The organism is Putridiphycobacter roseus (assembly GCF_003234935.1).
Taxonomy (GTDB): Bacteria; Bacteroidota; Bacteroidia; order Flavobacteriales_D; family Crocinitomicaceae; genus Putridiphycobacter; species Putridiphycobacter roseus.
In genome coordinates this window covers 310343-334368 of the sequence record NZ_QKSB01000003.1, presented here as the reverse complement: position 1 = coordinate 334368, position 24026 = coordinate 310343, and the positions used below count along the sequence as shown (strand labels likewise).

The window sequence follows — 24026 nt, the reverse complement described above, 5'->3', positions numbered from 1 at the left end:
TTCAATCTAATTCCGGACAAGTCATCCAGAAAATTTTGTGTGATTAATAAGGGATAAAGGGAGGTGACAATCTAACGGTTTGTTAATTGAGTGCATAGTTCCCTATATTATTGTGTTAAGCAGATTGTTATAGTGAAAAACAAAACCCCTTCTTCCTTAACTTTTTTTTGCTAGTTGCTAGAAGATAGACAAAAGTATTCATTATTAAGATTATAGTAGCTAAACAAAATACAAGTCTAAAGGAGTGTCTCGACTGTTTCGTCAAGATGCGCCGCAAGAGCTTGCCGAAGTGTATCGAGAACAGAACGGAATTGCTAGCAGCTAGATAGTATACACTAATTTTAATCCTTAACTCCTTTTATATAAATACTAACCGCCAAAAACTAATCCTAAAGGCTAGTCGCTGTTGCTAAAAAAATCACTGCACCATCCACTTCTTAGTAACCGTTTGCTGCAGTCCAATAATCCTTACTGTATAAAGGCCGGTTGCAAGCGCATGGGGTTCTAAAAGAATTTCCTGGGAATTTTCATTTACCATTTGTGAACTAACCAATGCACCCACTTCATTATAGATTTCAATGGCTTGAATTACTAAACTGCCATTATTGATCAGTTTACTATTACTGTTATTATTGGTTGGGTTAGGGTAGAGGATCAAATCGGTATCGAATTGTGGATAGAAATCAAGTGTTTTTACTTCGGTATAGGTAAATGTGCCATCATAATCTACTTGTTTTAGTCTATAATAGTTGACACCAATGTTTGGGTTTTCATCTACAAAATTATAGCTGTTGTTTATACTGCTGTTTCCAGCTCCATTAACCGTTCCCATTTTGTAATAGTTTTGACCGTCTACTGCACGTTGAACTTCAAAATAATCGTTGTTTATTTCTGAAGCTGTCTCCCAATAAATTAGAGCAAATTGGCCTTCTTTTTCAGCTGTGAAATCTATGAGTTCAACTGGTAATGGATTATTAAAGGTTGTGGATGCCAAAGTAAATGGAGAAAAGTTATTGATAGGACTAGCAGAAACAATACTGCCATTTGCAACAGTTCCAGCAGTTCCGCCATTTCCTTCATCCTTCCAGGTTAAGCCATCCCAACGTGCAATGACCAATTCAGATAAGTTATCCACACCACAACTGGTGTTATTGTTCCATGACAATGTTACGTTTACTTGATTACCAGTATTAGTTCTATCTAAAGTCCAATATTCACAACTGCTGATGTGTTCTATCGTAGGGTCTAATGAGTTTTGGTTATACGTAGGGTGCGGATCAACCATAAAATACTCTGCTAAAAACTCCGCGGTACTGCTACTTGGTGCTGAGATGGAGATTGGACGATAATAACCTGACTTGCCTACAGGGAAAGCGAAGACTTCGTTACCGCGCTTTGTCATTGGGCCCGCTACAAATGAATTATCCGATACGGAAGAAACAAAAGAATTGTCGGTCATGTGTAATAAGTTAACAGCATCAGATATTATATTTCCCTGGTCTAGATCTAATTCTGTAACAATATCAATTTGTGTGTTCAAGGTGATTTCATCTACTGGGTTATTCACTTGTAGGTCTCTAAATTGAATGATTGGTGTAGTCCCCATGGAATTGATACTTTGTGGGGTAATTCCATCTAAGATTGCTCGTCCATTACCTGCTGCACCAAAATAGAGGGTATTAGGCGATTCTACAGTAATGTTACCAGCGAAAGTACTCACACTATTATAACAAGGGTGGATTGGACCTGAATTGGTTTGTTTAAAAAGCACATCCGCGTTGTAATCATTACCAGTGCCATTCGCAGGCATAAAATAACCAGTTCCATTGTTTTGAATAATTGTTGACTGATTGAAAGTGTTTGCACCGTTACTGGCATTGTTAATCGGACCATTTTTTTCTAAAAATACAGTACCGTTGTATATTGTTTCTCTTGTATAATGATCCTCTGCTCTAAAATCAACATTGCCATTCCAAATTGAACTATAATTTTCAATTCTACCAGCACCAGCTACAGTTAAAGCCTGTGGAGTTGCTCCCAGTTGATTAAAATTTCTAAACAACAAGGTTCCATCTGTAAATCCACCAGCGCCTATAGTGATGGTTTTACCAGTAGCCAACTCTCCATAGCCTCCTGCAGCACCAAATAAAACGCCATCAGCGCTACTGTTAGTGTTGTTTACTTCAATGTTTTCGTTATAATAATTTACACCGGTATTGTTAAAGTTGGCATAGACTTCCGAACTATTAGCAGCAGAATTATTGTTGATTTGAACAGTTGCATTAAAGATACAAGATCCCGCCGATCCCAAATATATACGCTGTGTTGTGCCGTTTCCATTGTCATTGGTAGCGGTTACATCATCATTAAAAACTAATTCGGAACCATTATTTGCTGCGATTGAAATTTGTCCTGAATTAGAAGTTGGGTAATTGTAAAAAAGTGACTTACCATTGGTGGTGATGTCGCCACTTGCACCAAAATAAACAAGGGAGGAATTTGCAGCACTTAAATTATTTATAGTTACATCACCTGCGATATTTAATGTTGATATGCTTGCAGATGAAATAAAAACCGTATTATTATTACCAGTACCGTTATTATTGACCAACAGATTTCCTCCAATACTGTTTCCAGCTGAACTATAGGCAATATACATATTGTCGGTTCCCAGATTGTTTAGTAATAGATTTTTGTTCCAAGTGTCCGCGGTGCCATTACTCATACCAAAATACCCGTCTCCTGTATTTCTTAATTCGGTATCTTCATCAAATTGATTCCCGCCATTTGACATGTCACTTACGCTTCCTGATTTTTCTAAGTAAGTTGCTTCATGGTAATGTGTACCAAAAGTATACATTCTAGGTGCGATAAAGTTTACAGCGCCTTCCCAATTACTTTGGTAGTTAGATAGGTATGCTGTTCCGGTTAAGTTTAAGCTTTGTGCTGTATTGCTTAACTGTGTGAAATTTCTAAAATACAACCTACCTGCAATAAATCCACCAGTGTAAAGATTAATTGTTTTTCCAGCAGCAAGTGTTCCCATGCCATTACTACTACCAAATGAAATTCCATCTCCAGCTACATTCGAGCATTCTACAAAAATGTTTTCGTTATAATTTCCTATTGCATTTGAGTTGTGGTTACAATAAAAGTTAGAATTACTGGCATCACTTTGATTAATTAAGTGTAATGTACCGTTAAAGGTAGTTTCTCCGTTATTACCCACATAAACAACTCTGGATGTTCCTCCAGTTGTCCCACTTAAAACCCATGCATTACCTGAAACTGTAAATTCAGAATTTGTACCACTAGCAATGGATACATCACCTGTTAATCCAGTTGGACTATTTGTTAAGTTTAGTTCTCCAACTAGGTTTACTATCCCGTTTGAGGCAATTGTAACATCAGAGTTGATATCACTCCCATTGTTTTGAATGGTTAAGTCTCCTGTTATATTTACGGTAGAATTAGTATTTCTGGCAATTAAAATAGTTGCATTATTACCAGACCCATTTTGCTGGATAAGCACATCATCCATAAAATCTATTGACCCAGATTGACCTAAATAGACGGTATGTGAGTTTGAACTGGATTGATTGGTGATATTCGTCAGTCCATCAACCCTCAGGTGTGAACCATTAATATTTGCAACATTTATATGTGTTGAACTACTAGCTCCGGTACTCATATTGTTAACAGTGAAATCCCCAGCGATAATGTTTCCAGCAGAATTGTAAGCAATATACATTTGATTTTCGCCAACATTATTCATTAAAAGGTCCGCATTCCAAATATCTGGATTACCGTTACTGAATAATAAATACCCTGTTCCACTGTTTTTTAATTCACAGTTTTTCTCAAAAATATTTCCGCCACTTGAGCCATCTGAACTGTCACCTGTTTTTTCTATAAAGCTTGTTTCATGGTAATGTGTGCCATTAGAGAACATTCTAGGTCCCCTAAAATCAATAGCCCCTTCCCATTCACTATCTATATTCGTAAAGACGGAAGTTCCAGTAATAGTAATATTTTGAGAAGTATTTCCAATTTGATGAAAATTTCTAAAAGTTAAGTTACCAGCAATAAAACCATTAGAACCAATGGTTACCGTTTTAGTTGCGGCTAAGGTACCTGACCCAGCGCTATTTCCAAAAAATATACCGTCTCCATCTACATGAGTAGATTCTAAAATAATATTACCATTATAGGTCCCAACACTACTACTGTTTGAATTACAATAAATTTGATTGCTTGTCGCGTCTGATTGGTTAGAAATGCTTAAATCCCCATTACATGTCACTGCTCCTTGGTTTCCAAATGAAAATTGTTTATAATTCCCCCCTGTTTGAAGGGTGGTGATGGAGGTGTTTCCGTCTACAATAAGAAGAGAACCAGTATTATTTGAAATACTAAAACTACCATTTGTACCTGTTGGCCCGTGAATAATGGTAAGGTCACCATTTAAGTATGCTTCCCCTCCGTGGGCTAAATAGGAATTTCCGGTAGCTGCTCCTGGTTGGTTGTCGATTATTGTATTACCCACAACAGTAAGTTTTGAATCATTATAGTATGCAGCCCTCAATTCAGCATTGTTTCCGCCAGCTGTACTTGTATATTTCAAGTTACCACCAATGGTAACAGTGCCACTTTGGGCTAAACTCATATAGTTGTTGGTACTCATTCCATTCATGTTTAAAGTACAATTTCCAACAATAGACAAAGTGGATAGTGTTGTAGATCCGATATAGGTATATGTACTATTGGTTCCTGTTGTGGCATGATTTGCCAGTAAATTTCCTGCAATGCTATTGCCTACAGAATTATAAGCAATATAAAGATTATGTCCTCCTAAATTGTTAAGGGTTAAGTCAGCTCCCCAAATGTCAGGGTCACCATTTCCCATGAGTAGCTGTCCTGTGCCAGTATTCTTTAATTCACTTGTTTTTAAAAATGAATTTCCTCCAACTGAACCGTCATTGTCTGCGCCTGTTTTTTCAAAAAATGATGTTTCAGCATATAAAGTTCCTCTTGTTGAAAATCTTGGACTGGTAAAAGAAATGTCACCATTCCATTCTGAGTTGTAAATAGTGGTGTTTGTTAAACCAGTACAAGTAATGTTTTGAGTGGTGTTCCCTAATTGTGTAAAATTTCTTAAGATTAAATCACCAGCAATAAACCCTAATGGACCGACACTGATGGTTTTTCCTGCAGCTAAAGTAGCTGAACCGTTACTGTTTCCAAATAATATACCATCCGAATTCACTTGATCACATTCCAAAATAATATTTCCGTTAAATTCATTGTACGCATCTACACTGTTGTTTAAATATAGTCTTGAACTACCCGCATCACTGGAGTTTTTAACATGCAAATCGCTATTGAACTCATTGTCTCCCAAGTTTCCAACATACATTTGCTTAGTGTTCTGACTTTTTTCATTTAATAAAGTAACAGTACCATTAAATGTTCCCTTTGAAACGGCTGAATTGGAGATGTAAAAACTAGCATTTGTGCCAGTACTACTATTGGTTAGGCTGGATGTACCTCCAATGGAGAATACACTGTTGTTACCAAGGTAAAAATTTGAATTATTTCCGGTAGCTTTATTACTTGCTATCAGGTTTCCACCAATGGTAAAATCACCGCTATTCCCAATAGCAGTAACAGAGGTGTTTGATGTGGCATTATTTTCAACATGGCAATCACCTGCAATTTCAAAGCTACCAGCTCCAGTATAACCAATTTGGAAGCCTGAATTATTTCCTGAACCTGTATTATTAGCGATTAAATTACCGCCTATATAATTATCCTCTGAAAAGTAAAATAAGTACATAAAATCTTCACCAGTATTATAACAGGCTACATTACCCATACAAGAGTCAGGATTTATATAAGCCATGGCTAAATAACTGCTGCCTGAATTGGTAATGGTTAAATCTCCTGTAAACTTATTACCGCCATAAGATAAATCATTTCCAATGCCATTCGTTTTTTCTATATTAGTTGTTCCTGTTACCGCTGTTCCAGTTATCGTAATTCGAGGTGCTCTGAAATCAATATCGCCTCCAAAGTTACAGTCAAGCACGGTGACAGTTGAAGTATCTGTTGTTGTAATGGCTTGGTTGGTTGTACCCAAACTGCTGAAGTTTCTAAGGTATAATTCACCTGAGACAAAACCATTTGTACCAACGGTAATACTATTACCTGCAGCTAATGTAGCGGTTCCATTCCCTGAACCAAAATAAACACCATCTGTTTGGTTTTGGGTACTTTCAACTACAATGGGACCATTATAAGTACTGGCGCTGTTTACACTGTTGTTACAGTAAATTTGTGAATTGTTAGCCGTACTGTTATTGATGATGGTTAATGAGCCATCTTGTTGAATTGATCCTTGCGATCCAAAGTATATTCTGCTGGATATTTGAGTTCCACTATTAGTCAATGTAGTATTTCCATTAATGGTTACATTACTATTTGTTTGATTGGCTATGTAAATATTACCATTTAAGTTGGCGGGATTATTTGTTGCTATCAGGTTTCCGGCAATGGTTACATTTCCATTTTCACCCAAGTACATGGATGTATTGGCAGAGGAAGCAATATTATTAAGGATACAATTTCCGCCAATGGATAGGGTAGAGTTAATATTGTTATTTACATAAAAAGAGCTGCTGCTACCACTTGTTGAATTTGTCATGGTAAAGTTTCCGCCAACATTGTTGCCAACAGAGTTGTGCGCTAAATAGCAATTGTCAGTTCCTTGGTTATGGAATGTTAAATCCTGCTGAAAATTATCTGGATTGCCATTTCCCATCATAAAGTAGCCTGAACCACTATTGGTTAGAACGGTGTTTAAAACAAAAATATTTCCACCGATACTAGCATCAGAACCTGAACCCGTTTTTTCTATATCCACCAAGCCATTAAATGTGGTACCTTCTATATATACTCGGGGTGAATCAAAGTTGACATTTCCGTTAAAAACGGTTCCATCTTCCAATCTTAAAACAGCATTGCCGGTGAGCGATAAGTTTTGGGGCGTATTTCCCAATTGTAAAAAATCTTCAAAACGCAAATCACCCGCGCTAAAACCAATCGGATCGATTAGAATTGATTTTCCACTCGCAAGTATACTGCTCCCACCTGTTTCTCCAAACCAAATCCCCGAACCATTAGTACTACCAATAGTAATATTACCATTGAACACGGTGCCTAAAGCACCATATGCCATTCTTATTCTGCTTGTACTCGTGTTGATAATCGTAACGTCATCATTAAATATGTCAGGACTAGTTTGTCCCATTAAAAAGTAACTTGTCCCTGAATTTGTGATTTTGAAAGTAGAATTAAAAGTACAACCTCCGGCGCCTGTTGTACTAGATCCACCATTGTCTTCCACTACAATACTTTTATTGAATGTACCGCCATCAAAATCTATCCGGCCGCAAACCAAGTCTATTGGAATATTAAAAGCACCACCATTAAAATCAGTTTGTCCCGTAGTATTGTATTGTAGCGTAGTAGAGTTGGTGCCGTCATTCAATTGTAAGTCATTAAAAGTGATGCTTGCTGTTCCACTAGCAGTAGGGTTAAATGTAAAACCGTTTAGGTCTAAAATCCCTGTATAACCGGTTGTATTTAAACCATCAAAGCTTGCAGCTATATCTACATTACAATTACCAATGCCATTGGCTGTAAAATATACAAAGTCACCTGTTGTTGGGACTGAAGCGCCACCACTACCGCTTGTAGCAGTAGACCAATTATTACTGTCGTTCCAATTTCCAGGAGCATTTGCTATCCAATACCTATTTGCGCCAAATACATTATTTATAGAAATCAATAATAAACAGAGTAAGCTAATTTTAAGTAATTTATTCATCTAATAGTTTCAATTGTGCTAATATATATATGGTAAAAAAAAAAACCATATTGTCCAAAAAAAAATGATTTTAGCCCATAAATGTAGGATTAAAATCAATGCTAATCCGTTTGCAATAATTATACCGTTTTATTTTTTTTTCAAGACACATGTTGTCCTTTTTTATAGTGGACTGAGCTACAGTTATTTTTAATAAAAGTTACTTCAATTAATTAAATACAATCTTTTTTAAAAAAAATACAATCCGAAAAATAACTATAGATTTTGCCTTTCAAAATAAAAAACTTATCTTTGCACTCAATTTAAGAAAAACTGGGGTCGGCTAGTAAATTTTAACACTCTCAATATACCGACCAATTTGAGATACAAATTTTAATGCCAACATGGCTGAAGAAACAAAAAAAGTAGAGGAAACAGTTGCAAACACAACTCCTCAAGTCGAAGAAACTACTGCTGCAAAAGCTGAAACAGTAGCAACTCAAGAAGAAGAAAAAGAATTTGATTGGTATGCGTACGAAAATGACGGGTATTCAGAAGCGAAAGTTGCTGAATTAAACGATATTTACGACGGATCTTTGAATTCAATTGTTGAAAAGACTGTTATTGACGGTACTGTAATTCAATTGACAGACAAAGAAGCTGTAGTAAATGTACAGTACAAGTCAGAAGGTGTAATTGCAATTAACGAATTCAGATATAACCCAGATTTAGGTTTAGGAGATACTGTTGAAGTATACGTTGAGTCTTTAGAAGATAAATACGGTCAGTTAGTTTTATCTCACCGTACTGCTAGAGTTCACAGAGCTTGGGAAAAAGTAAATGAAGTATTGAAAACTGGTGAAGTAATCACAGGTTTTGTAAAATGTAGAACTAAAGGTGGTTTAATCATTGATGTATTTGGTTTAGAAGCATTCTTACCAGGTTCTCAAATTGATGTGAAGCCTATTAGAGATTACGACGTTTATGTTGGAAAGAACATGGAATTCAAAGTGGTTAAAATTAACCACGAATTTAAAAACGTTGTTGTATCGCATAAAGCACTTATTGAAGCTGAATTAGAAGAGCAGAAAAAAGTAATTATCGGTGGATTAGAAAAAGGACAAGTATTAGAAGGTACTGTTAAAAACATTACTTCTTATGGTGTGTTTATTGATTTAGGTGGTGTTGATGGATTAATTCACATTACTGATTTATCTTGGGGTAGAGTAGGTCACCCAGAAGAGATTGTAACATTAGATGAGAAAATTAATGTTGTAATTCTTGACTTTGATGACAACAAGAAAAGAATTGCCCTTGGTTTAAAACAATTACAACCACATCCATGGGATAAATTAGATGACAAATTAAGCGTTGGCGATACTGTAAAAGGTAAAGTTGTAATCTTAGCTGATTACGGTGCTTTTGTTGAAATTTCTGAAGGTGTTGAAGGTTTAATTCACGTTTCTGAAATGTCATGGTCGCAACACTTACGTTCAGCACAAGATTTCTTGAAAGTTGGAGATGAAGTAGAAGCGCAAGTTTTAACTTTAGATAGAGAAGAAAGAAAAATGTCATTAGGTATTAAGCAATTAATGCCAGACCCTTGGGCTGACATTGAAACTAAATACCCAGTTGAATCTAAGCATACTGCTGTAGTTCGTAACTTTACTAACTTCGGTGTATTTGTAGAATTAGAAGAAGGTGTGGATGGTTTAATTCATATTTCTGATTTATCATGGTCTAAGAAAATCAAACATCCATCTGAATTCTGTAAAGTAGGAGATTCAATGGAAGTGGTAGTATTAGAATTAGACAGAGATAATAGAAGAATTGCTTTAGGACATAAACAATTAGAGCAAAATCCATGGGATGTATTCGAATCTACTTTTGCAGAGGGAACTACACACCAAGGAACTATTATTGATGTGAAAAAAGATAAAATTACTTTAGTTTCTTTACCTTACGGTGTAGAAGGCGTTTGCCCGAAAAAACACTTAAGAAAAGCAGACGGTAGTACAGCAGTAATGGACGAAACTTTAGACTTCAAAGTAATTGAATTCAATAAAGACGCGAAGAAAATTGTTGTGTCTCACTTGAGAACTTTTGAAGAAGGTGAAGATAAACCTACTACTAAGAGTACAGGAAGTAGAAAACCTTCTAACTCTGGTGGAGCTAACAGTTCTGTAAAAGCTAACAATGCTTCTAATGAGAAATCTACATTAGGTGATTTAGATGCTTTAGCAGCTTTAAAATCTGAAATGGAAGGCGGAAAATAATTCCCCCCTCATTATAATTTTTAAACCCAGACATTTATTTGTCTGGGTTTTTTTTGTATCTTACTTTATGTTATGAGGATATGTAAGATGTTTTTTATCGGATTTTTGTCTTTTTGTACCACTTTTTCTTACGCACAAAAGGATAAAACATTTGACTTTTATGCTTCCCTTGATTTGAATGCAGGGAACTATTATGGTTTTGATTTTGCACTGAATACTATTTTAGTGGAAAAAATTAGTATCAAAGTTGGTTTGTCCAATAATGTCAGGGAACCAAAAGATATTCCAGATGATTTTGGGCTTTTTTATAAAGGTATCGGAATGATCACTCCAAATTACAATCCAAAAGAGTTTCAACAAAGTTATGAGTTCCTATTAGGTCGTGTTTTTGAATTCAAAAATATAAAATCTGTCCGTATTCTAGTCCATATTGGTATAGGAGACGTAAAACTAACCAAACCTACTAATTATAAGAAATTAGAGTATCCTCCTGATGTAGGACATCAATACAGCTTTAGTTACTATAGCTTTAAGTCGGTGCATTTTATTTTTAATCCTAGAATTGAATTTCCATTTACAAACTTTTATGGTCTGTCTATCTCACCTATCCTTAAAATAGGAAATAATAGTAATTTTTATGGCATAGGTATTGGCCATATTTTTGGAAAAATAAGATAAGGAAACCTTAATAAGGTGTTTTTAAACTTGCATTAATAGATGTGTCTATATTTAAATTAATCAATTGATTTATTGCAGTAAAAATTATTTGGAATGTTTCTAATGCCCCTATTTTATAAGCAAAAGTTGTGGCGTGAAAGTAATTATGGATTGGCGTAAATAACTTTTAAACTAAAAATATAGTTATATAACTATAAAAATAGTTGTATAATTATAAATATAGTTATACATTAGCCATATGGAAAAAGAATTGACCAAAGCCGAAGAGCAAATCATGCAAAGTATTTGGCAAGTAGAAAAAGGTTTCGCTAAGGATATTCTGGCTGCATTACCTGATCCTAAACCTGCATACAATACTGTTTTAACGGTAGTGAGAATTTTAGTGGATAAAGGTTACGTTGGTTTTAAAACTTATGGTAAGTCCAACGAATATTTTCCGTTAGTTTCAAAGGAAGTGTATTCACAAAGAAAATTGAATAAGCTAAAAAAGAACTATTTTAATAATTCAACTAAAGAATTACTGTCTTTCTTTATCCGTGAAAATAAAATGGATTTACAAGAATTAGATGATATTTTAAAATCTTTAAAAAAGGAATCAAATGAATAACTTAATCTACAATTTTATGGAGCTGAATGTGGTGATTGTTTTTTTATACGCCATTTACATTTTAGTTTATAAGCAGCTTTCCTTTGGATTACAAAGAAAGAGCATGCTTTTTATCCCCTTGCTGGCATTTCTATCTTTATTTATTAAAAACACCTTGTTGACTGCATCAACCACTTTATCAGTAGGAATTCCAATGGTTTATTTAGATGTAATTGCAATAGCCAAACCTGCAAAAAATGCGACAGTAACCTTTTGGTCGCTTGAAAGTATTTATTTAACGATAACTGTATTGCTTTTTTGTTGGTTGTTGTATAGGATAATCAAAGTATTGTTCTTTTTTAAAAAAGCACAACATTACTCTAAATGGAATGCAAGAATTTTAATCTCTCCATTAAACAACTCTTTCTCCTTTTTTAATTTTATTCATTTAAGCGCTGACTTGGATAAAGCTGAAAAAAAAGTGGTACTAGAACATGAGCTATACCACACCCGACTGAAACATGCTTACGACTTATTGGTAATGGCCATTTACCAAGTACTGTTCTGGATCAATCCAATTTTCTTCTTTATGAAGAAAAAATTAATTGAAATTCAGGAATATGAAGTAGACAATAGTATGTATCAGAAGTATGAAAACCAATATGTGAAACACTTGTTGGCACTTACTTTTAAAGGGCAATCTGCTCATTATTTATTAACCAGTCAGTTTTACAATGGATTAAGCCTGACTAAAAGAACAAAACAAATGAAAACAGAAAAGAAAAACAAATGGGCATTACTAATAATCTTCCCATTATTGGCAACAGGATTTACCTTATTGTCGCTTAAAAATGATGCGCTAACCATTGAGAATGGAAACGAGTTCGCACTTGATCAAGACACGGTTGTGTTTGTGGATACTATTTATGACAAGGTAGACAAGCACCCAGAGTATATAGGCGGGGACCAAGCTATGATACAGTATATTGCAAAAAATATTGTTTACCCAAAAGGCGATAAAGATGCCGGAATAGAAGGAACTGTTTACTGTGAATTTGTGGTACAAAAAGATGGTAGTTTGGATAATGTTAAAATAGTAAAAGGTAAAAGTCCAACTTTAGATGCCGAAGTAATTAGAGTAATTTCTAGTATGCCAAAATGGATACCAGGTGAGTTTAAAAAGGAAAAAGTTGCTGTCAGATACACTATTCCTGTAAAATTCATGATACCGAAAAAAATAAATGAATAAACAGATTTTAAAATCCTCCCCAAACTACAATAGGTTTGGGGGGTTATTCTTCTTTACCTGTAAATGGTTTTGGAAAATTTACTAAATATAATTTCTCTTTGGCCCGAGTTGCAACGGTGTATAGCCATCTCATCATGGCTTCATCCCACATGTCTTCTACAAAATATCCCATATCTACAAAAACAGCATCCCATTGGCCACCCTGAGATTTATGTCCCGTTATGGCATAACCAAATTTTACTTGTAAAGCTTGAAAGTAGGGGTGTTGCATCAATAATTTATTCCTAATTTTTTTATTTCTCTCATAAGGATATTCTTCTGCTGCAATTCTATAAAATAAGCTGGTCATTTCTTCTCGACTTAATGAAGGGCCTTCGGTTTTAATAGAATTAATATTGATTTTAAACTCCTGTTCCAGCATTTCTGGATAATCAATTAGTCGTGCAGAAATATCTGCAAATTCGAAGCCGAACACTTCTGTTCTTCTGATTACTTTTAATACTTCAATTAATTCCCCATTGGCTAAAAAGCCTGCTGGTGTTTTTTCATCCAACCAAAAATAGTTGTTCTTGGTTACCATCAACACATCTCCTGCGTTTAAATCATCTTCTTGCCACAGTATACGGTGTCGAATTTGTTGGTTAAACAAATTGGCTCTTTTATTCGAACGTGATATTACAATTACCTCGTCTTGTCCATAATAATTAATCATAGACTCCAGCTCTTCTTGCAGTTCAACCCCTGAAATCATAAAAACTTCTTGATTGTCGGAATAAAGCAATGGAATTTCAGGTTCAAAAGTCCGCAATTGTGTTGCCAAGGTCAGAATACCTGATTCTGCTGCCTGTCTTACAATTTGATTGAGGTGACAAGCTTGTATATCGAAAGAAAAAGCTGCTTTTAAATAAGTAGAGCTTAGTGCGGGGCTTTGATCTGCGCCAATGGGTGGTAACTGACCCGTATCGCCCACAAATATCAATTTACAGTTTTCTCCGCTGTAGACGTATTCTACTAAATCAAACAATAAATCACGATCACTATAGGAATTACTTTGGCTGGAAGCAATCATGGAAGCTTCATCAATAATAAAAATAGTGTTTTTATGCAGGTTTTTACCTAGCGTGAAGTTACTGCCTCCTTCTGGGGTTTGTTCCGAAAAATATATTTTCCGGTGAATAGTAGAAGCTTTATTGTTACTATAGTTGGATAATACCTTTGCAGCACGTCCTGTTGGGGCTAGGTTAACTGTTTTCACACCGTTTTGATGTAAACTTTTAATATAAGCAGCTATTAAGCTTGTTTTTCCTGTACCAGCATATCCGGTTAAAATAAAAAATTCTAAATCATTTTGATTGGTTGCAAAATCTGAAAGTAGGTCAATAGCCCTTTGTTGGTCAAGTGTTGGTTGAAAGTCAAAATTTGACTTAAAGTTAATATTGAATTGAAGATAATCTAGTTTTTTTTTCAAGTGTCGACTTATTGAGTTAAATATGTAAAAAAAATATTGACTGACTTAAATTGGTATTAAAAAAATTGTAGTTTTGTTGTCGTACTGCAAAACTAAGATTTAATTCAGTGATTTATGAGCGCATTTGAAAAATTAGATAATTTAAAACACCAATTCGGGAAATTTATTGGTCCGTCACTTTGTATTCTCCTTGGAATATATTTCTACATGAAGACTGCTTCGGTAACGGTGATTGAACAATTCAATCCAAATGGTGCACCGATTAAACATGAACTGATCCAAGGGCCAGAGTTTAGAATTGCCGCTTTATTCTTTATTTTAGTAGGTATTATTTGGTTACTTTATGTATTGAATGTATTGCGTTCTTTTATTGGAATAGGGGTTACCGTGTTGGCTTTAGCTGGTGCTGTATTTTTATTGTATAAAGATTATAGTATCATTAAGCAAGATGTTGATTTTAATAACAGAAAAGAATTAATTTTTAAAGAAATTAAAGGTAGAATTAATGACATTAAAATTGCCGAAAATGAATTTAAAAATGAAAAAGGCTATTATACAGCTAATATGGACACTTTGGTAAACTACGTGAAAACTGGTTATACTATTCAATACAATAGAAAAGGAACCTTGCCTGTGAGAAGATTGACCAGAGATGAATCGAATTTCATTTACGGGAAAAGAGCCAATAAAGCATTAGATAATAACATTACAGATGTTGAGGCAAAAGCATTATTGAAAATGAACCCTGTTCCTGCTGACTTGACAGGTATTGTAAGAGATACGGTTTACGTACCAGTGATTGAATCAGTTTTTGAAGCACCCTCTTATGTTGAGCAAAGAGCAAAAAAAGGTTTAATGTTTGATTTTGTACCAGATTCATTAAGATATATTCCTTTTTCAGGTCAAACACCTGTTATTATGGATACTGCATCTGTGAGTAGGGGAGAATTAAAAATTTCTACTATTTTAATTCAAATGCCACATCCAATTGATACTTCATTTACCCATAAGATTGGTGATTTAAATGATAATTCATTGAAAGATAATTGGTCTTTGAAATAAATAATATGATGGTTCCATCTCAGCGTGATGCTTACAAGTATGCTTTAAGTATGGAACTCCGAAAGGATGGCTTTCGCTTTGCATTCTTGTCCGCAGAAAGTAAGGAAGTAGTATTTTATAAATCTGTTAATTTTGATGGATTTGATGAGGAGAGCTTGATGGAATTATTGAGTGAACCTTATTTTAAATATACCTTTTCTTCAGTTTCGTTAAGTGTTTCCACTAATCGAATGACTTTAGTACCAGAGGCAATTTTTAATAATACGACGCCAAAAGCTATTTTTGAACTCAATCATACTAATCCAATAGATAACTTAGATTACTCTAGGTTACCCGAATTAGGTTTAGTTACTATTTATGAAATTCCATTATGGATTAAATCGATTTTTGTAAAACAGTTTTTGAGAATCAAAATTGTACACCATTCCACCGTTATTTTAAAAGGTGTTTTTGGTCAACCAACTTATAAAGCTAAGGCACATATTTATAAAGAAAAAGAATTATTTTATTTGATTTTAACCGATAAGAATAAATTGAATTATTTTAACTTATTCGAGTCCAGTGAAATTGCAGATTTAATATATTATTACTTATTTGTCTTGGAACAAAAAGAAATCAATTCAAAAGATATGCCGCTAACAGTATATGGACTAGAATCAGACCATCCCGCTATTAGTGAAATGAACAAATTATTGGCAGACCCAATAAGAATGTATTACAAAGAGGAAGAAGAAAATAAATTTATATTAATTAATCAATTATTGTGCGTGTAATCGGAGGAAAGTATAAGAGTAGAAGGTTTTCACCACCTAAAAATTTTCCTTCACGTCCCACTACTGACTTTGCCAAAGAAAGTTTGTTTAATATTCTAGACAATAGAATTGAAATGGAAGGCATAGATGTGTTAGACTGTTTTGCTGGAACCGGAAATATTAGTCTTGAATTCTTATCCAGAGGAGCAAACTCTGTATTAAGTGTCGACAGTAATTTTGTCGCATTTAAATTTATAAAAAAAACACAAGCTGAAATTAAGGAACCCAATTGGCAAATGGTAAAACAGGATGTATTTAAATATGTCCCTAAAATCACAAAAACCTTTGATTTAATTTTTGCAGACCCACCTTTTGCTTTAAAAGATATTTTAAAATTACCGAGTTTATTTTTAGAGAGTGGTTGTTTAAAAGATGCTGGAGATTTAATTATTGAACATGGAAAAGAAACAGATTTTTCCAAACACCCAAATTTTAGAGAAATTAGAAATTATGGTGGCGTCAATTTTAGTTTTTTTACCTTAGCATAAATAAAATTATTAGCATGAAAATTATTGGAGTTTTTCCGGGATCTTTCGATCCTTTTACAAAAGGACATGAAAATATCGTGAATCGTTTTTTACCTTTGTTCGATACTATTTATATTGGTGTAGGCGGAAATACTTCAAAAAAGTATATGTATACCTTAGAAAGCCGTATACAACACATTAAGTCTATATACGCCAAGGAACCAACAATCGTAGTGGAAGAGTATGAAGGTTTGACTGTCGATTACTGTAAATCAAAAAAGGCGCAGTATTTGTTACGTGGTTTAAGGAATACCACTGATTTTAATTACGAAAAATCAATTGCATTAATGAATAAAGAGTTAGCCAACATTGAAACATTATTTTTAATGACGGATGCTGAACTATCTCATTTAAGTTCGACCATCATTAGAGAGATTGCAAAATCTAATGGTGACATTACTGCATTTGTAACTAATTACAGTGAATTGATTATACAATAGATGATTAAAAAAACTAGCTTTTTATTACTTTTACTGGCCTTAAATACCTGGTGCTTTTCTGCCGTTATTCATGGTTTTGCTCCCGATTTTAAAGGTAAAATGATAAGTATGTACACCTATTCTGATTATTTAACTTTGTCTAAAGTTAAAATTGGAGAAGCCATGGTGGATCCAGGAAACGGTACTTTTGAGTTATCCTTTGATACCAAACAAATAATTAAAGTACTACTTGCTGCAGGAAATACCAATGCCGAAATATACTTAGGTCCAGATACGGATTATGAATTGTATTATAAATTAGCTGAGGATACACCAATTTCTTTTGCCACCCAAAAAGCTACCACTTATTTTAAAAATCTTGACTCTACAGATATTAATTACAAAGTATTAAAATTTAATAATTGGTTCGACGAGTTTATTTATGTCAAAAGGAACGAAATAATGCGTTTCGGCATGTCTCCACAAATCGATACATTCAAATTGTATGCATACAATGCTTATGCAAATGAAAAAGATGCCTTCTTTAACAATTACGTCCGCTATTTTATTGCCAATCTAGAACAATTAAAAGTGAGTTCTAAGTATAGAAAAACCAAAATGGCTTATTACTTAGAATATATAAAGCCTTTTCCTGTTTCTGCCTTTGACGACCAGTATATGGCTTTTATTAAAGGGTTTTATAGCAATGATTTGAACAGTTTTTCAAAACAAATTGAATCGGATATTGTATTGGCCATTTTACACCAAAGTCCTAGTCGATTAATGCGTGCCATGCACCGAGATCCTTATTTTGAAAAAGATGAAATACGAGAGCTAATGATGGTAAATATGCTAGGGAATGCCTATTACAAGAGGCAATACAATCGAAATAATATTCAAGTAATGCTGGATTCCATAGTTAAATTCGCAAAATTTAAGAGTAGTGGCTTGGCAGCACAAAATATTATTGGTGAATTGACAAAAGCAGAGAGCGGCTATCCTGCACCTGAATTTGTAGTGTCTTTTGAGGGAAAGGAATTGAAATTAACGGAAATGAAGGACAAGTTTGTGTACATGAGTTTTTTCGCCACTTGGAACCCTATCTCTATGAATGATTTAACCTTAATGCAGGACTTGTATGTTAAGTATAGCGAATATGTAACATTTATTAGTTTTTGTACCGATAAAGACAAAGCTACATTTGATGCCTTTTTATTAGAAAATCCTGGTTATGATTGGCCTATTGTATATCTTGGAGAAGAAGCCGATATTATAAAAGATTTTAAAGTAGCTTCAATACCATATTATATCTTAATTGATCAAGAAGGTATTATTGCACGTTCACCTGCAGGTAGTCCTTCACCAGATGGTTTGTACAAAACCATTGAAGATACCTTTAAGTACATCAAAACTCAAATGGATAAATAATTTTCTAGTCTCCCAATGGAATGGTGAGGGTAGGCGCTTATTTTTCTACAGCGCTTAAAGTATTCATTAATAAAGATGCTATGGTCATAGGGCCAACGCCACCAGGTACAGGTGTAATGTAGGAAGCTTTCTTGGCAACTTCATCAAATTTCACATCTCCCAATAGTCTAAAACCAGACTTTTTGCTGTCGTCAGAAACCCTCGTAATACCTACGTCAACTACTACAACACCTTCTTTTACCATGTCGCCAGTAATAAATTCTGTTTTACCTAGCGCTACAATTAATATATCCGCTGTACGGGTAATTTCTTCCAAGTTTTTTGTTCTGGAGTGGGTAAGCGTTACAGTACTATTCCCAACTTTATTGTTCCTGGACATTAATATACTCATTGGAGAACCAACAATGTGGCTTCTACCAACAACTACACAATGTTTACCAGATGTTTCAATGTGATAACGGTCTAGTAGTTGAACAATTCCATATGGTGTAGCAGGTAAAAATCCTGGTATATCTAACACCATTTTACCAATGTTCTCGGGATGAAAACCATCTACATCTTTTAAAGGTGAAATGGCTTGGGTAATTTTCAGTTCATTTATATGTTTAGGCAATGGTAACTGAACAATATAGCCATCTATATTTTCATCAGCATTTAAAGCAGTTATTTTGTTCAATAAATCTGCTTCCGAAATGTCGGCAGGTAATTGAACAAGTGTCGATTCAAAACCAACATATTCACAAGCTTTTACCTTGGCGTTTACATAAGTTAGACTCGCTCCATTTTCACCGACAATTACGGCAGCTAAATGCGGTATTTTTTTTCCCTCAGCTTTTCGAATGCTAACTTTTGCTTTTATTTCATCCCTTATTGTACTTGAAGTTTTTTTACCGTCTAATAATTCCATCTAGCTATATTTAAGTCCACAAATATAAAAAAAAGGAGACGAATTGTCTCCTTAAATACTTAACTAAGTTACATAAAAAGTAGTTTATACTTCTCTTCCTGCAATTACCTCTTCTAGTGTTACGGTACCACCATCATTACCCCATGTATTCAATACATAATTTAGTACATCTGTAATCTCTTGATCCGTTAATACTTGTGGCGGCATTACCCCGTTAAAAACTTGACCGTTTACAGTAATCTCTCCACTTGAGCCATGGATTACTTGTTGAATGGCTCTTGGTAAATCTTCCAATAAATAATCTGAACCTGCTAGCGGTGGAAAAGCGTCTGGCATTCCTTTTCCATCTGGTTGGTGACAAGGTTGACATGTTTTAGTGTAAACTTCTTGTCCAGCTAAAAACTTATTTTCCGCTGGCTTTTCTTGCACTACTTCTTTGGTTTCTGTTGCTTCCGGTGTACTTGTACTTGATTCACTTCCACCACAAGATTGTAGTAAAAAAAGGGAGCCAACCATGGTGAGTATTTGAATATTTCTTTTCATAATCTTTATTTTTAACGATATCCAAATTTACATAGAATTTAAAGCATAATTTATGACATTCGTCAATAATAAAAAATTGTTTAGTCAGCTTTACTTTATGCTACAAAGTCGTGTAATTACCAGTAGATAAAGTCCAATCATAATCGCCAAAAATTAGGGCTTTGTTTTTCGTTTCAGGTACAATGTCAAAGTGTTCTAAAAAATTTATCTTCACACCTTTTTTCCCTCCAAAGTCAGCCCTGAACCAACTCATTAAAGGAGTCACTGTCACCTTGTCTCCTTCAATTATAGTAGTGGCCGTTAAGTATTGTTTGCTTATCTTATCCAATTCCTCTTGTATTTTAGTTGCATGAAATACGGCGATTGGCGGACAACTTTTAGCGCCACAATTTAACGCGAAATGGACCCGACCATCTGGCTTTTTTGTTCTTAACATTCTAATGAATTTTGGTACAAATGGGTCTCTCAAATATCCCAATGAAAGTTTCCAACGGGAAGAACGAATTATGCCGTGTTCTATGTCGTCAAAGCTCATCATTATTCCAGCAATGTTTATTTGTTTCGAACCAAAAAATTCACCTCTATCCTTAAATAAGGAAGGATCGTTCGTTAAAAAATGTTGCACAAAAGCATTGTATGTATTGATCCAAAAAGCTTTCTTTTCATCCTCTGTATTGATGGCTGCAGCTAGCGTGTCTAAATTGAGGTCAGCATATGTTCTAGCAACCAACTCTGTACTTTCTTTGGCTTTTAATTGTTTTAAAAAGGTGTATGACAAATCGAGTAAAACTTTCTCTTGACCTGAAAAAGAAAAAAGAGGCGTAAGAATGAATAAGAAGATGATTATTTTTTTCATATTTGTTAAAATCAATTGGTTTTAATCAATAGACGACTGAAACAGTTATCCATTACTTTTAATTTATGAAAAATAATTGCATCAGCATTATTATTCCAACTTATAACGAGAAAAATAACATAGTTGACCTGGTTAACTACTTGTTGGAGCAAAATGAAGGAGAATTAAAAGAGATTTTGATCATGGACGCTGAAAAATCAACGGATCAAATTGAAAAAATACCTTTTCCTGCAATTGTTCAAATTGCAAAATGCGATTGTACCTCTAGGGCTGCTCAATTTATTCATGGTGCCAGCTTGGCCAAGGGAACCGTTTTGTACTTTTTACATGCCGACACAAGACCGCCCAAAAATTACCTGCAGCTTATTTTAGGTATGTTTGAAAAAGGGTACGACTTTGGTATGTTTAAATACAAGTTCGACCAAGATAAATGGTATTTGAGATTTAATGGCTGGATGACGCAATGGAAAGCTTTTTATACTGGTGGCGGAGACCAAGGTCTTTTTATAATAAAGGAGCAATACCATAAGGTAGGAGGTTTCGATAGTACAAAATTGATTATGGAAGATTATGATTTGTTTTGGCGTTTAAAGAAGGCAAAGTATGCTTATCAAATATTAAAAGACAATGCCATTGTTTCGGCGAGAAAATATGATAAAAATGCAAGTTTTAAAGTAAACCTAGTCAACTTGGTGGTCCTTTGGTGGTTTAAATTTGGTGGAAATCAAGCTAAAATCAAAGCTTTCTATAATAAACACATTGTTTAAAATGCCTCCCCAATGGTAATGTAAAACTGAAATCCTTCATAGCTTCTGGCAACGTCTAATCTGATATGGCTCAATTGTTTTTTGCTCATTTGAAAACGCACACCTGCACCATAAGCCAGCTTTGGTTTATTTTCGAATATAGAGATGAAACTTGGTCCTACATTGCCTTCAGAAGCAAATAGGGTTCCTCTAAACCTTTTGTAAATGGGAAATCGATAGGCAAGTTGAACCAAGCCCATATTGCGATCTATAAATCTGCGGTCATTAAAACCACGACCTTTTTTTCCAGAAGAGAGATAGTAATAACTTGTAAAAGGAACATCACCCTGACTGCTACCTGCAAATACATTAAAAGCTAAAATATGGTTCTTAAAAATACGGTGATAATAGTTAGCGTCTATAGAGAGTAAGGAAAAGTCAAAAGAAGAAAAGGTAGCGTTACCTGCAAATTCGGTAGTAAAATTGATGAATAAACCTTCACTGGGATAAAAAATATCATTCCTAGAATCATAACTTGCCGTAAAACCAAGAGCACTGATAATTCCGCCTTCAGCTCCAATAGGCTTATCTATGCTCAGTAAAGAATCTGTAAATGGGATTTGAAAAGCATCTAATCGATACTGTACACCTAAAAGAAAAGTAGGTTTAACGCGGTAGGATAGGCCTGTAATTATTCTCGGAAAATTTGCGTCGTATGTCTCTAAGTTTTCCTCTTTACTATTTGGTCCTATGCCATAATAGTTGTAAAAATATTTATAGTAACCCAATTCACCATTCAGTTTCCACTTTTGTTTAAAATATAATTCGTACGGTACAAATAATAAAAATTGTTTTTTCAAAGTGTAAGCTAGTCCCAATTGAACTTGGGACTTCCTCCAATTTTTTGTCTCACCAGGATTAAATACACAAATACCTAAAGCACCAAAAGCTAAACTGGTTTCAGGTAAATAAAAAGCCAAGGGAAATGCAGTCAAACTAAAATCACCTTTAGGGAAATATGATGTACTGTCCACTTTTTGTTGCGCAAACAAAATGTTTGTTGAAAAAAACAGCCATATTGCAATAGCGCGCACCATTAAAAATCTTCTTCTAATGTTTTAAAGTCGACATGGTCACTTGTCTTTGTGAAGGAATGGTTTAAATATGCCCTTGCGCCGAAGCCACAACTCATGGCGCCAAATGCACGCATATTTACAGTCTTATCTTTAAATTCAATGTAAATCCTACAAGAATCACCTTCGTAATAGTTATAAAGACCATAATATTTATTTGGCGCGGTTTTTACGGCTATTCCCCTTGCAAAAGCCATGTGGTATGTTTGGCTACAAGTTACAACTACAGCGTACTTAATAGAATCCTTATTTATTGCTGTTATCATGGCAGTGCCGCCATTGTAGCCAATTTCTAATTCAGGATTATCTGCACTAAACCACCAGTCATTAACAAAGTAATAATGGTTACTATAGGTACCAGTCATTTTACCATTTACTTTTTCATGGTCGTCTTTTATTTGCCTGGTGGCTAATTGTTTTTTACTTTCCTTATCGAAAACAAAATAAGTGGGGTAATACTTTTTATCCATCACCCAATATCCCTTTAAGCTATCGGATTCAAAAGTCATGTAAAAATAACCGGTTTCTTTGTCATCAACATATTCCACCATGTAAACACAGTTGCCGTATACATTCCCTTTTAATGTAAGATTGCCTTTTTTCCCTTCGTATTGATAGCTTCCTGTAAAGTTTCCTTTGTCCCAATTTACATCAATAATGTTGAGCGTGACTTCATAAGAACCAACAGCTCCTTTAATGGAATTGTTCTGCGCCTTCACGAGTAATAAACAAGTGCAAAATAGGATACTCAGCATTAATTTCATAGTAGCTAATTTAGGGAATAATACAAGAAAGCACTAATAATTATAAATATTAGAGTTTAGCAATAATTTCGGTTGGATGAGCGATAATCATGTCGGGACAACTGTTGAGTAATTCACTTTTTCTACCGTAGCCGTAAGTCACAGCAATACTAGCAATATGATTGTTTTTTGCTGCGCGAACATCAGCCGATTGGTCACCAATCATCACACAATGATCACTCTTTTTCAAGCCAGCAATGATTGCAGTCTTACTTCGGCAACCATTCTTCTTTTCCACGCAATTTACTGTTTTAAAATAGGAGGATATTTTGTGGTGGGCGAGTAGGGCAGTGACCATTTTTTTTGGTTTGGCGCTAACAATATGCAGTTTTACGCTTGCACTCAGCTTTTTGAGCAGATCAAAAATTCCATCATATAATGTGGCGTAAAACATAAACTCCTTTTCATAGGCTTCATTAAAATCAGCTAAAAACAAATTCAATTCTTTTTTATCCTTTATATTAAATTGCTTTTCTAATCCTTTTTTTAAAGAGGTTTTTACCAGCGATTTAATAGTTTTTTCATGGATGTTTTCAAAGCCTCTTGCTTTTAAAGTATGAATGAGAGCAAGTGATTTACCTGGATAAGTATCACAAATAGTACCGTCGAAATCAAAGAAAACTTGTTGATATTTTGACATGATGCATAAAAAAAGGAGTGTAAATA

General features: G+C 34.5%; 18 protein-coding genes. 10 read left to right on the top strand and 8 right to left on the bottom strand.

Annotated features, from left to right (window positions below; all coding sequences use genetic code 11):
* Positions 1-418: 418 nt before the first annotated feature.
* A complete protein-coding gene (locus DNU06_RS07850) occupies positions 419-7888 on the bottom strand; it encodes a T9SS type A sorting domain-containing protein (RefSeq protein WP_111062694.1) in 7470 nt (2489 codons plus the stop codon).
* A 383-nt stretch (positions 7889-8271) separates the two neighbouring features.
* Between DNU06_RS07850 and rpsA the strand changes: the two genes are divergently transcribed.
* The 4 genes from rpsA (at position 8272) to DNU06_RS07830 (ending at position 12656) form a co-directional block, all read left to right on the top strand.
* Positions 8272-10143: a 30S ribosomal protein S1 gene (gene rpsA, locus DNU06_RS07845; RefSeq protein WP_111062693.1), complete on the top strand. Its 1872-nt coding sequence runs from the start codon at positions 8272-8274 to the stop codon at positions 10141-10143.
* Positions 10144-10215: 72 nt separating this feature from the next.
* Positions 10216-10821 carry a hypothetical protein gene (locus tag DNU06_RS07840; protein ID WP_146239185.1) on the top strand — a complete coding sequence of 202 codons (606 nt, stop codon included), beginning with the start codon at positions 10216-10218 and terminating at the stop codon, positions 10819-10821.
* Between the two features lie 238 nt (positions 10822-11059).
* Complete coding sequence (locus DNU06_RS07835; protein WP_111062691.1) at positions 11060-11428, top strand: BlaI/MecI/CopY family transcriptional regulator; 369 nt, start codon at positions 11060-11062, stop codon at positions 11426-11428.
* On the top strand, positions 11421-12656 hold the full coding sequence (locus DNU06_RS07830; RefSeq protein WP_111062690.1) for a TonB family protein: 1236 nt from the start codon (positions 11421-11423) through the stop codon (positions 12654-12656). Before DNU06_RS07835 ends, DNU06_RS07830 begins: the two co-directional genes overlap by 8 nt.
* Before the next feature lie 43 nt (positions 12657-12699).
* On the opposite strand, the gene DNU06_RS07825 is transcribed toward DNU06_RS07830, so the two are convergent.
* Positions 12700-14124, bottom strand: a complete 1425-nt coding sequence (locus DNU06_RS07825) for an ATP-dependent DNA helicase (protein WP_111062689.1) — start codon at positions 14122-14124, stop codon at positions 12700-12702.
* 114 nt (positions 14125-14238) lie between these two features.
* Between DNU06_RS07825 and DNU06_RS07820 the strand changes: the two genes are divergently transcribed.
* Genes DNU06_RS07820 through DNU06_RS07800 form a run of 5 tightly spaced genes read left to right on the top strand, consistent with a single transcriptional unit; the run spans position 14239 to position 18372 of the window.
* On the top strand, positions 14239-15186 hold the full coding sequence (locus DNU06_RS07820; protein WP_146239184.1) for a hypothetical protein: 948 nt from the start codon (positions 14239-14241) through the stop codon (positions 15184-15186).
* 5 nt (positions 15187-15191) lie between these two features.
* Entirely contained in the window at positions 15192-15959 is a 768-nt protein-coding gene (locus DNU06_RS07815) for a DUF3822 family protein (RefSeq protein ID WP_111062687.1), read from the top strand.
* Positions 15950-16486, top strand: a complete 537-nt coding sequence (gene rsmD / locus DNU06_RS07810; RefSeq protein WP_111062686.1) for a 16S rRNA (guanine(966)-N(2))-methyltransferase RsmD — start codon at positions 15950-15952, stop codon at positions 16484-16486. The genes DNU06_RS07815 and rsmD overlap by 10 nt, the downstream gene beginning before the upstream one ends.
* 14 nt (positions 16487-16500) lie before the next feature.
* The gene (gene coaD / locus DNU06_RS07805; RefSeq protein WP_111062685.1) at positions 16501-16965 is read left to right on the top strand and encodes a pantetheine-phosphate adenylyltransferase; all 465 of its coding nucleotides are present in this window, start codon (positions 16501-16503) and stop codon (positions 16963-16965) included.
* Positions 16966-18372: a TlpA family protein disulfide reductase gene (locus DNU06_RS07800; protein WP_111062684.1), complete on the top strand. Its 1407-nt coding sequence runs from the start codon at positions 16966-16968 to the stop codon at positions 18370-18372.
* Between the two features lie 37 nt (positions 18373-18409).
* On the opposite strand, the gene DNU06_RS07795 is transcribed toward DNU06_RS07800, so the two are convergent.
* From DNU06_RS07795 to DNU06_RS07785, 3 genes are all read right to left on the bottom strand, one after another.
* Positions 18410-19279: a bifunctional 5,10-methylenetetrahydrofolate dehydrogenase/5,10-methenyltetrahydrofolate cyclohydrolase gene (locus DNU06_RS07795; protein WP_111062683.1), complete on the bottom strand. Its 870-nt coding sequence runs from the start codon at positions 19277-19279 to the stop codon at positions 18410-18412.
* An 84-nt stretch (positions 19280-19363) separates the two neighbouring features.
* Entirely contained in the window at positions 19364-19822 is a 459-nt protein-coding gene (locus DNU06_RS07790; RefSeq protein ID WP_111062682.1) for a c-type cytochrome, read from the bottom strand.
* Between the two features lie 100 nt (positions 19823-19922).
* Positions 19923-20678 (bottom strand): DUF547 domain-containing protein, encoded by a 756-nt coding sequence (locus DNU06_RS07785; RefSeq protein ID WP_111062681.1) that lies wholly within the window; start codon positions 20676-20678, stop codon positions 19923-19925.
* Positions 20679-20743: 65 nt separating this feature from the next.
* Here DNU06_RS07785 and DNU06_RS07780 point away from each other — a divergent pair, with 65 nt between their 5' ends.
* A complete protein-coding gene (locus tag DNU06_RS07780) occupies positions 20744-21445 on the top strand; it encodes a glycosyltransferase (protein WP_111062680.1) in 702 nt (233 codons plus the stop codon).
* Here the strand turns inward: DNU06_RS07780 and DNU06_RS07775 are convergent.
* The 3 genes from DNU06_RS07775 to DNU06_RS07765 all read right to left on the bottom strand — a co-directional run bounded on the left by DNU06_RS07775 (position 21442) and on the right by DNU06_RS07765 (position 24000).
* Positions 21442-22458 carry a BamA/TamA family outer membrane protein gene (locus tag DNU06_RS07775; RefSeq protein ID WP_158526846.1) on the bottom strand — a complete coding sequence of 339 codons (1017 nt, stop codon included), beginning with the start codon at positions 22456-22458 and terminating at the stop codon, positions 21442-21444. The genes DNU06_RS07780 and DNU06_RS07775 overlap by 4 nt on opposite strands.
* A gap of 62 nt (positions 22459-22520) precedes the next feature.
* The gene (locus DNU06_RS07770) at positions 22521-23321 is read right to left on the bottom strand and encodes a hypothetical protein (protein ID WP_146239183.1); all 801 of its coding nucleotides are present in this window, start codon (positions 23319-23321) and stop codon (positions 22521-22523) included.
* 49 nt (positions 23322-23370) lie between these two features.
* The gene (locus tag DNU06_RS07765; RefSeq protein WP_111062677.1) at positions 23371-24000 is read right to left on the bottom strand and encodes an HAD family hydrolase; all 630 of its coding nucleotides are present in this window, start codon (positions 23998-24000) and stop codon (positions 23371-23373) included.
* Positions 24001-24026: the final 26 nt, after the last annotated feature.

Bases quoted from the DNA above. Each gene is read 5' to 3' on its own strand.
- DNU06_RS07850 (WP_111062694.1), bottom strand. From the start codon at position 7,888: ATGAATAAATTACTTAAAATTAGCTTACTCTGTTTATTATTGATTTCT.
- DNU06_RS07840 (WP_146239185.1), top strand. From the start codon at position 10,216: ATGAGGATATGTAAGATGTTTTTTATCGGATTTTTGTCTTTTTGTACC.
- DNU06_RS07835 (WP_111062691.1), top strand. From the start codon at position 11,060: ATGGAAAAAGAATTGACCAAAGCCGAAGAGCAAATCATGCAAAGTATT.
- rpsA (WP_111062693.1), top strand. From the start codon at position 8,272: ATGGCTGAAGAAACAAAAAAAGTAGAGGAAACAGTTGCAAACACAACT.
- DNU06_RS07785 (WP_111062681.1), bottom strand. From the start codon at position 20,678: ATGAAAAAAATAATCATCTTCTTATTCATTCTTACGCCTCTTTTTTCT.
- DNU06_RS07830 (WP_111062690.1), top strand. From the start codon at position 11,421: ATGAATAACTTAATCTACAATTTTATGGAGCTGAATGTGGTGATTGTT.
- DNU06_RS07800 (WP_111062684.1), top strand. From the start codon at position 16,966: ATGATTAAAAAAACTAGCTTTTTATTACTTTTACTGGCCTTAAATACC.
- DNU06_RS07770 (WP_146239183.1), bottom strand. From the start codon at position 23,321: ATGAAATTAATGCTGAGTATCCTATTTTGCACTTGTTTATTACTCGTG.
- coaD (WP_111062685.1), top strand. From the start codon at position 16,501: ATGAAAATTATTGGAGTTTTTCCGGGATCTTTCGATCCTTTTACAAAA.
- DNU06_RS07795 (WP_111062683.1), bottom strand. From the start codon at position 19,279: ATGGAATTATTAGACGGTAAAAAAACTTCAAGTACAATAAGGGATGAA.
- DNU06_RS07790 (WP_111062682.1), bottom strand. From the start codon at position 19,822: ATGAAAAGAAATATTCAAATACTCACCATGGTTGGCTCCCTTTTTTTA.
- DNU06_RS07820 (WP_146239184.1), top strand. From the start codon at position 14,239: ATGAGCGCATTTGAAAAATTAGATAATTTAAAACACCAATTCGGGAAA.
- DNU06_RS07765 (WP_111062677.1), bottom strand. From the start codon at position 24,000: ATGTCAAAATATCAACAAGTTTTCTTTGATTTCGACGGTACTATTTGT.
- DNU06_RS07780 (WP_111062680.1), top strand. From the start codon at position 20,744: ATGAAAAATAATTGCATCAGCATTATTATTCCAACTTATAACGAGAAA.
- DNU06_RS07815 (WP_111062687.1), top strand. From the start codon at position 15,192: ATGATGGTTCCATCTCAGCGTGATGCTTACAAGTATGCTTTAAGTATG.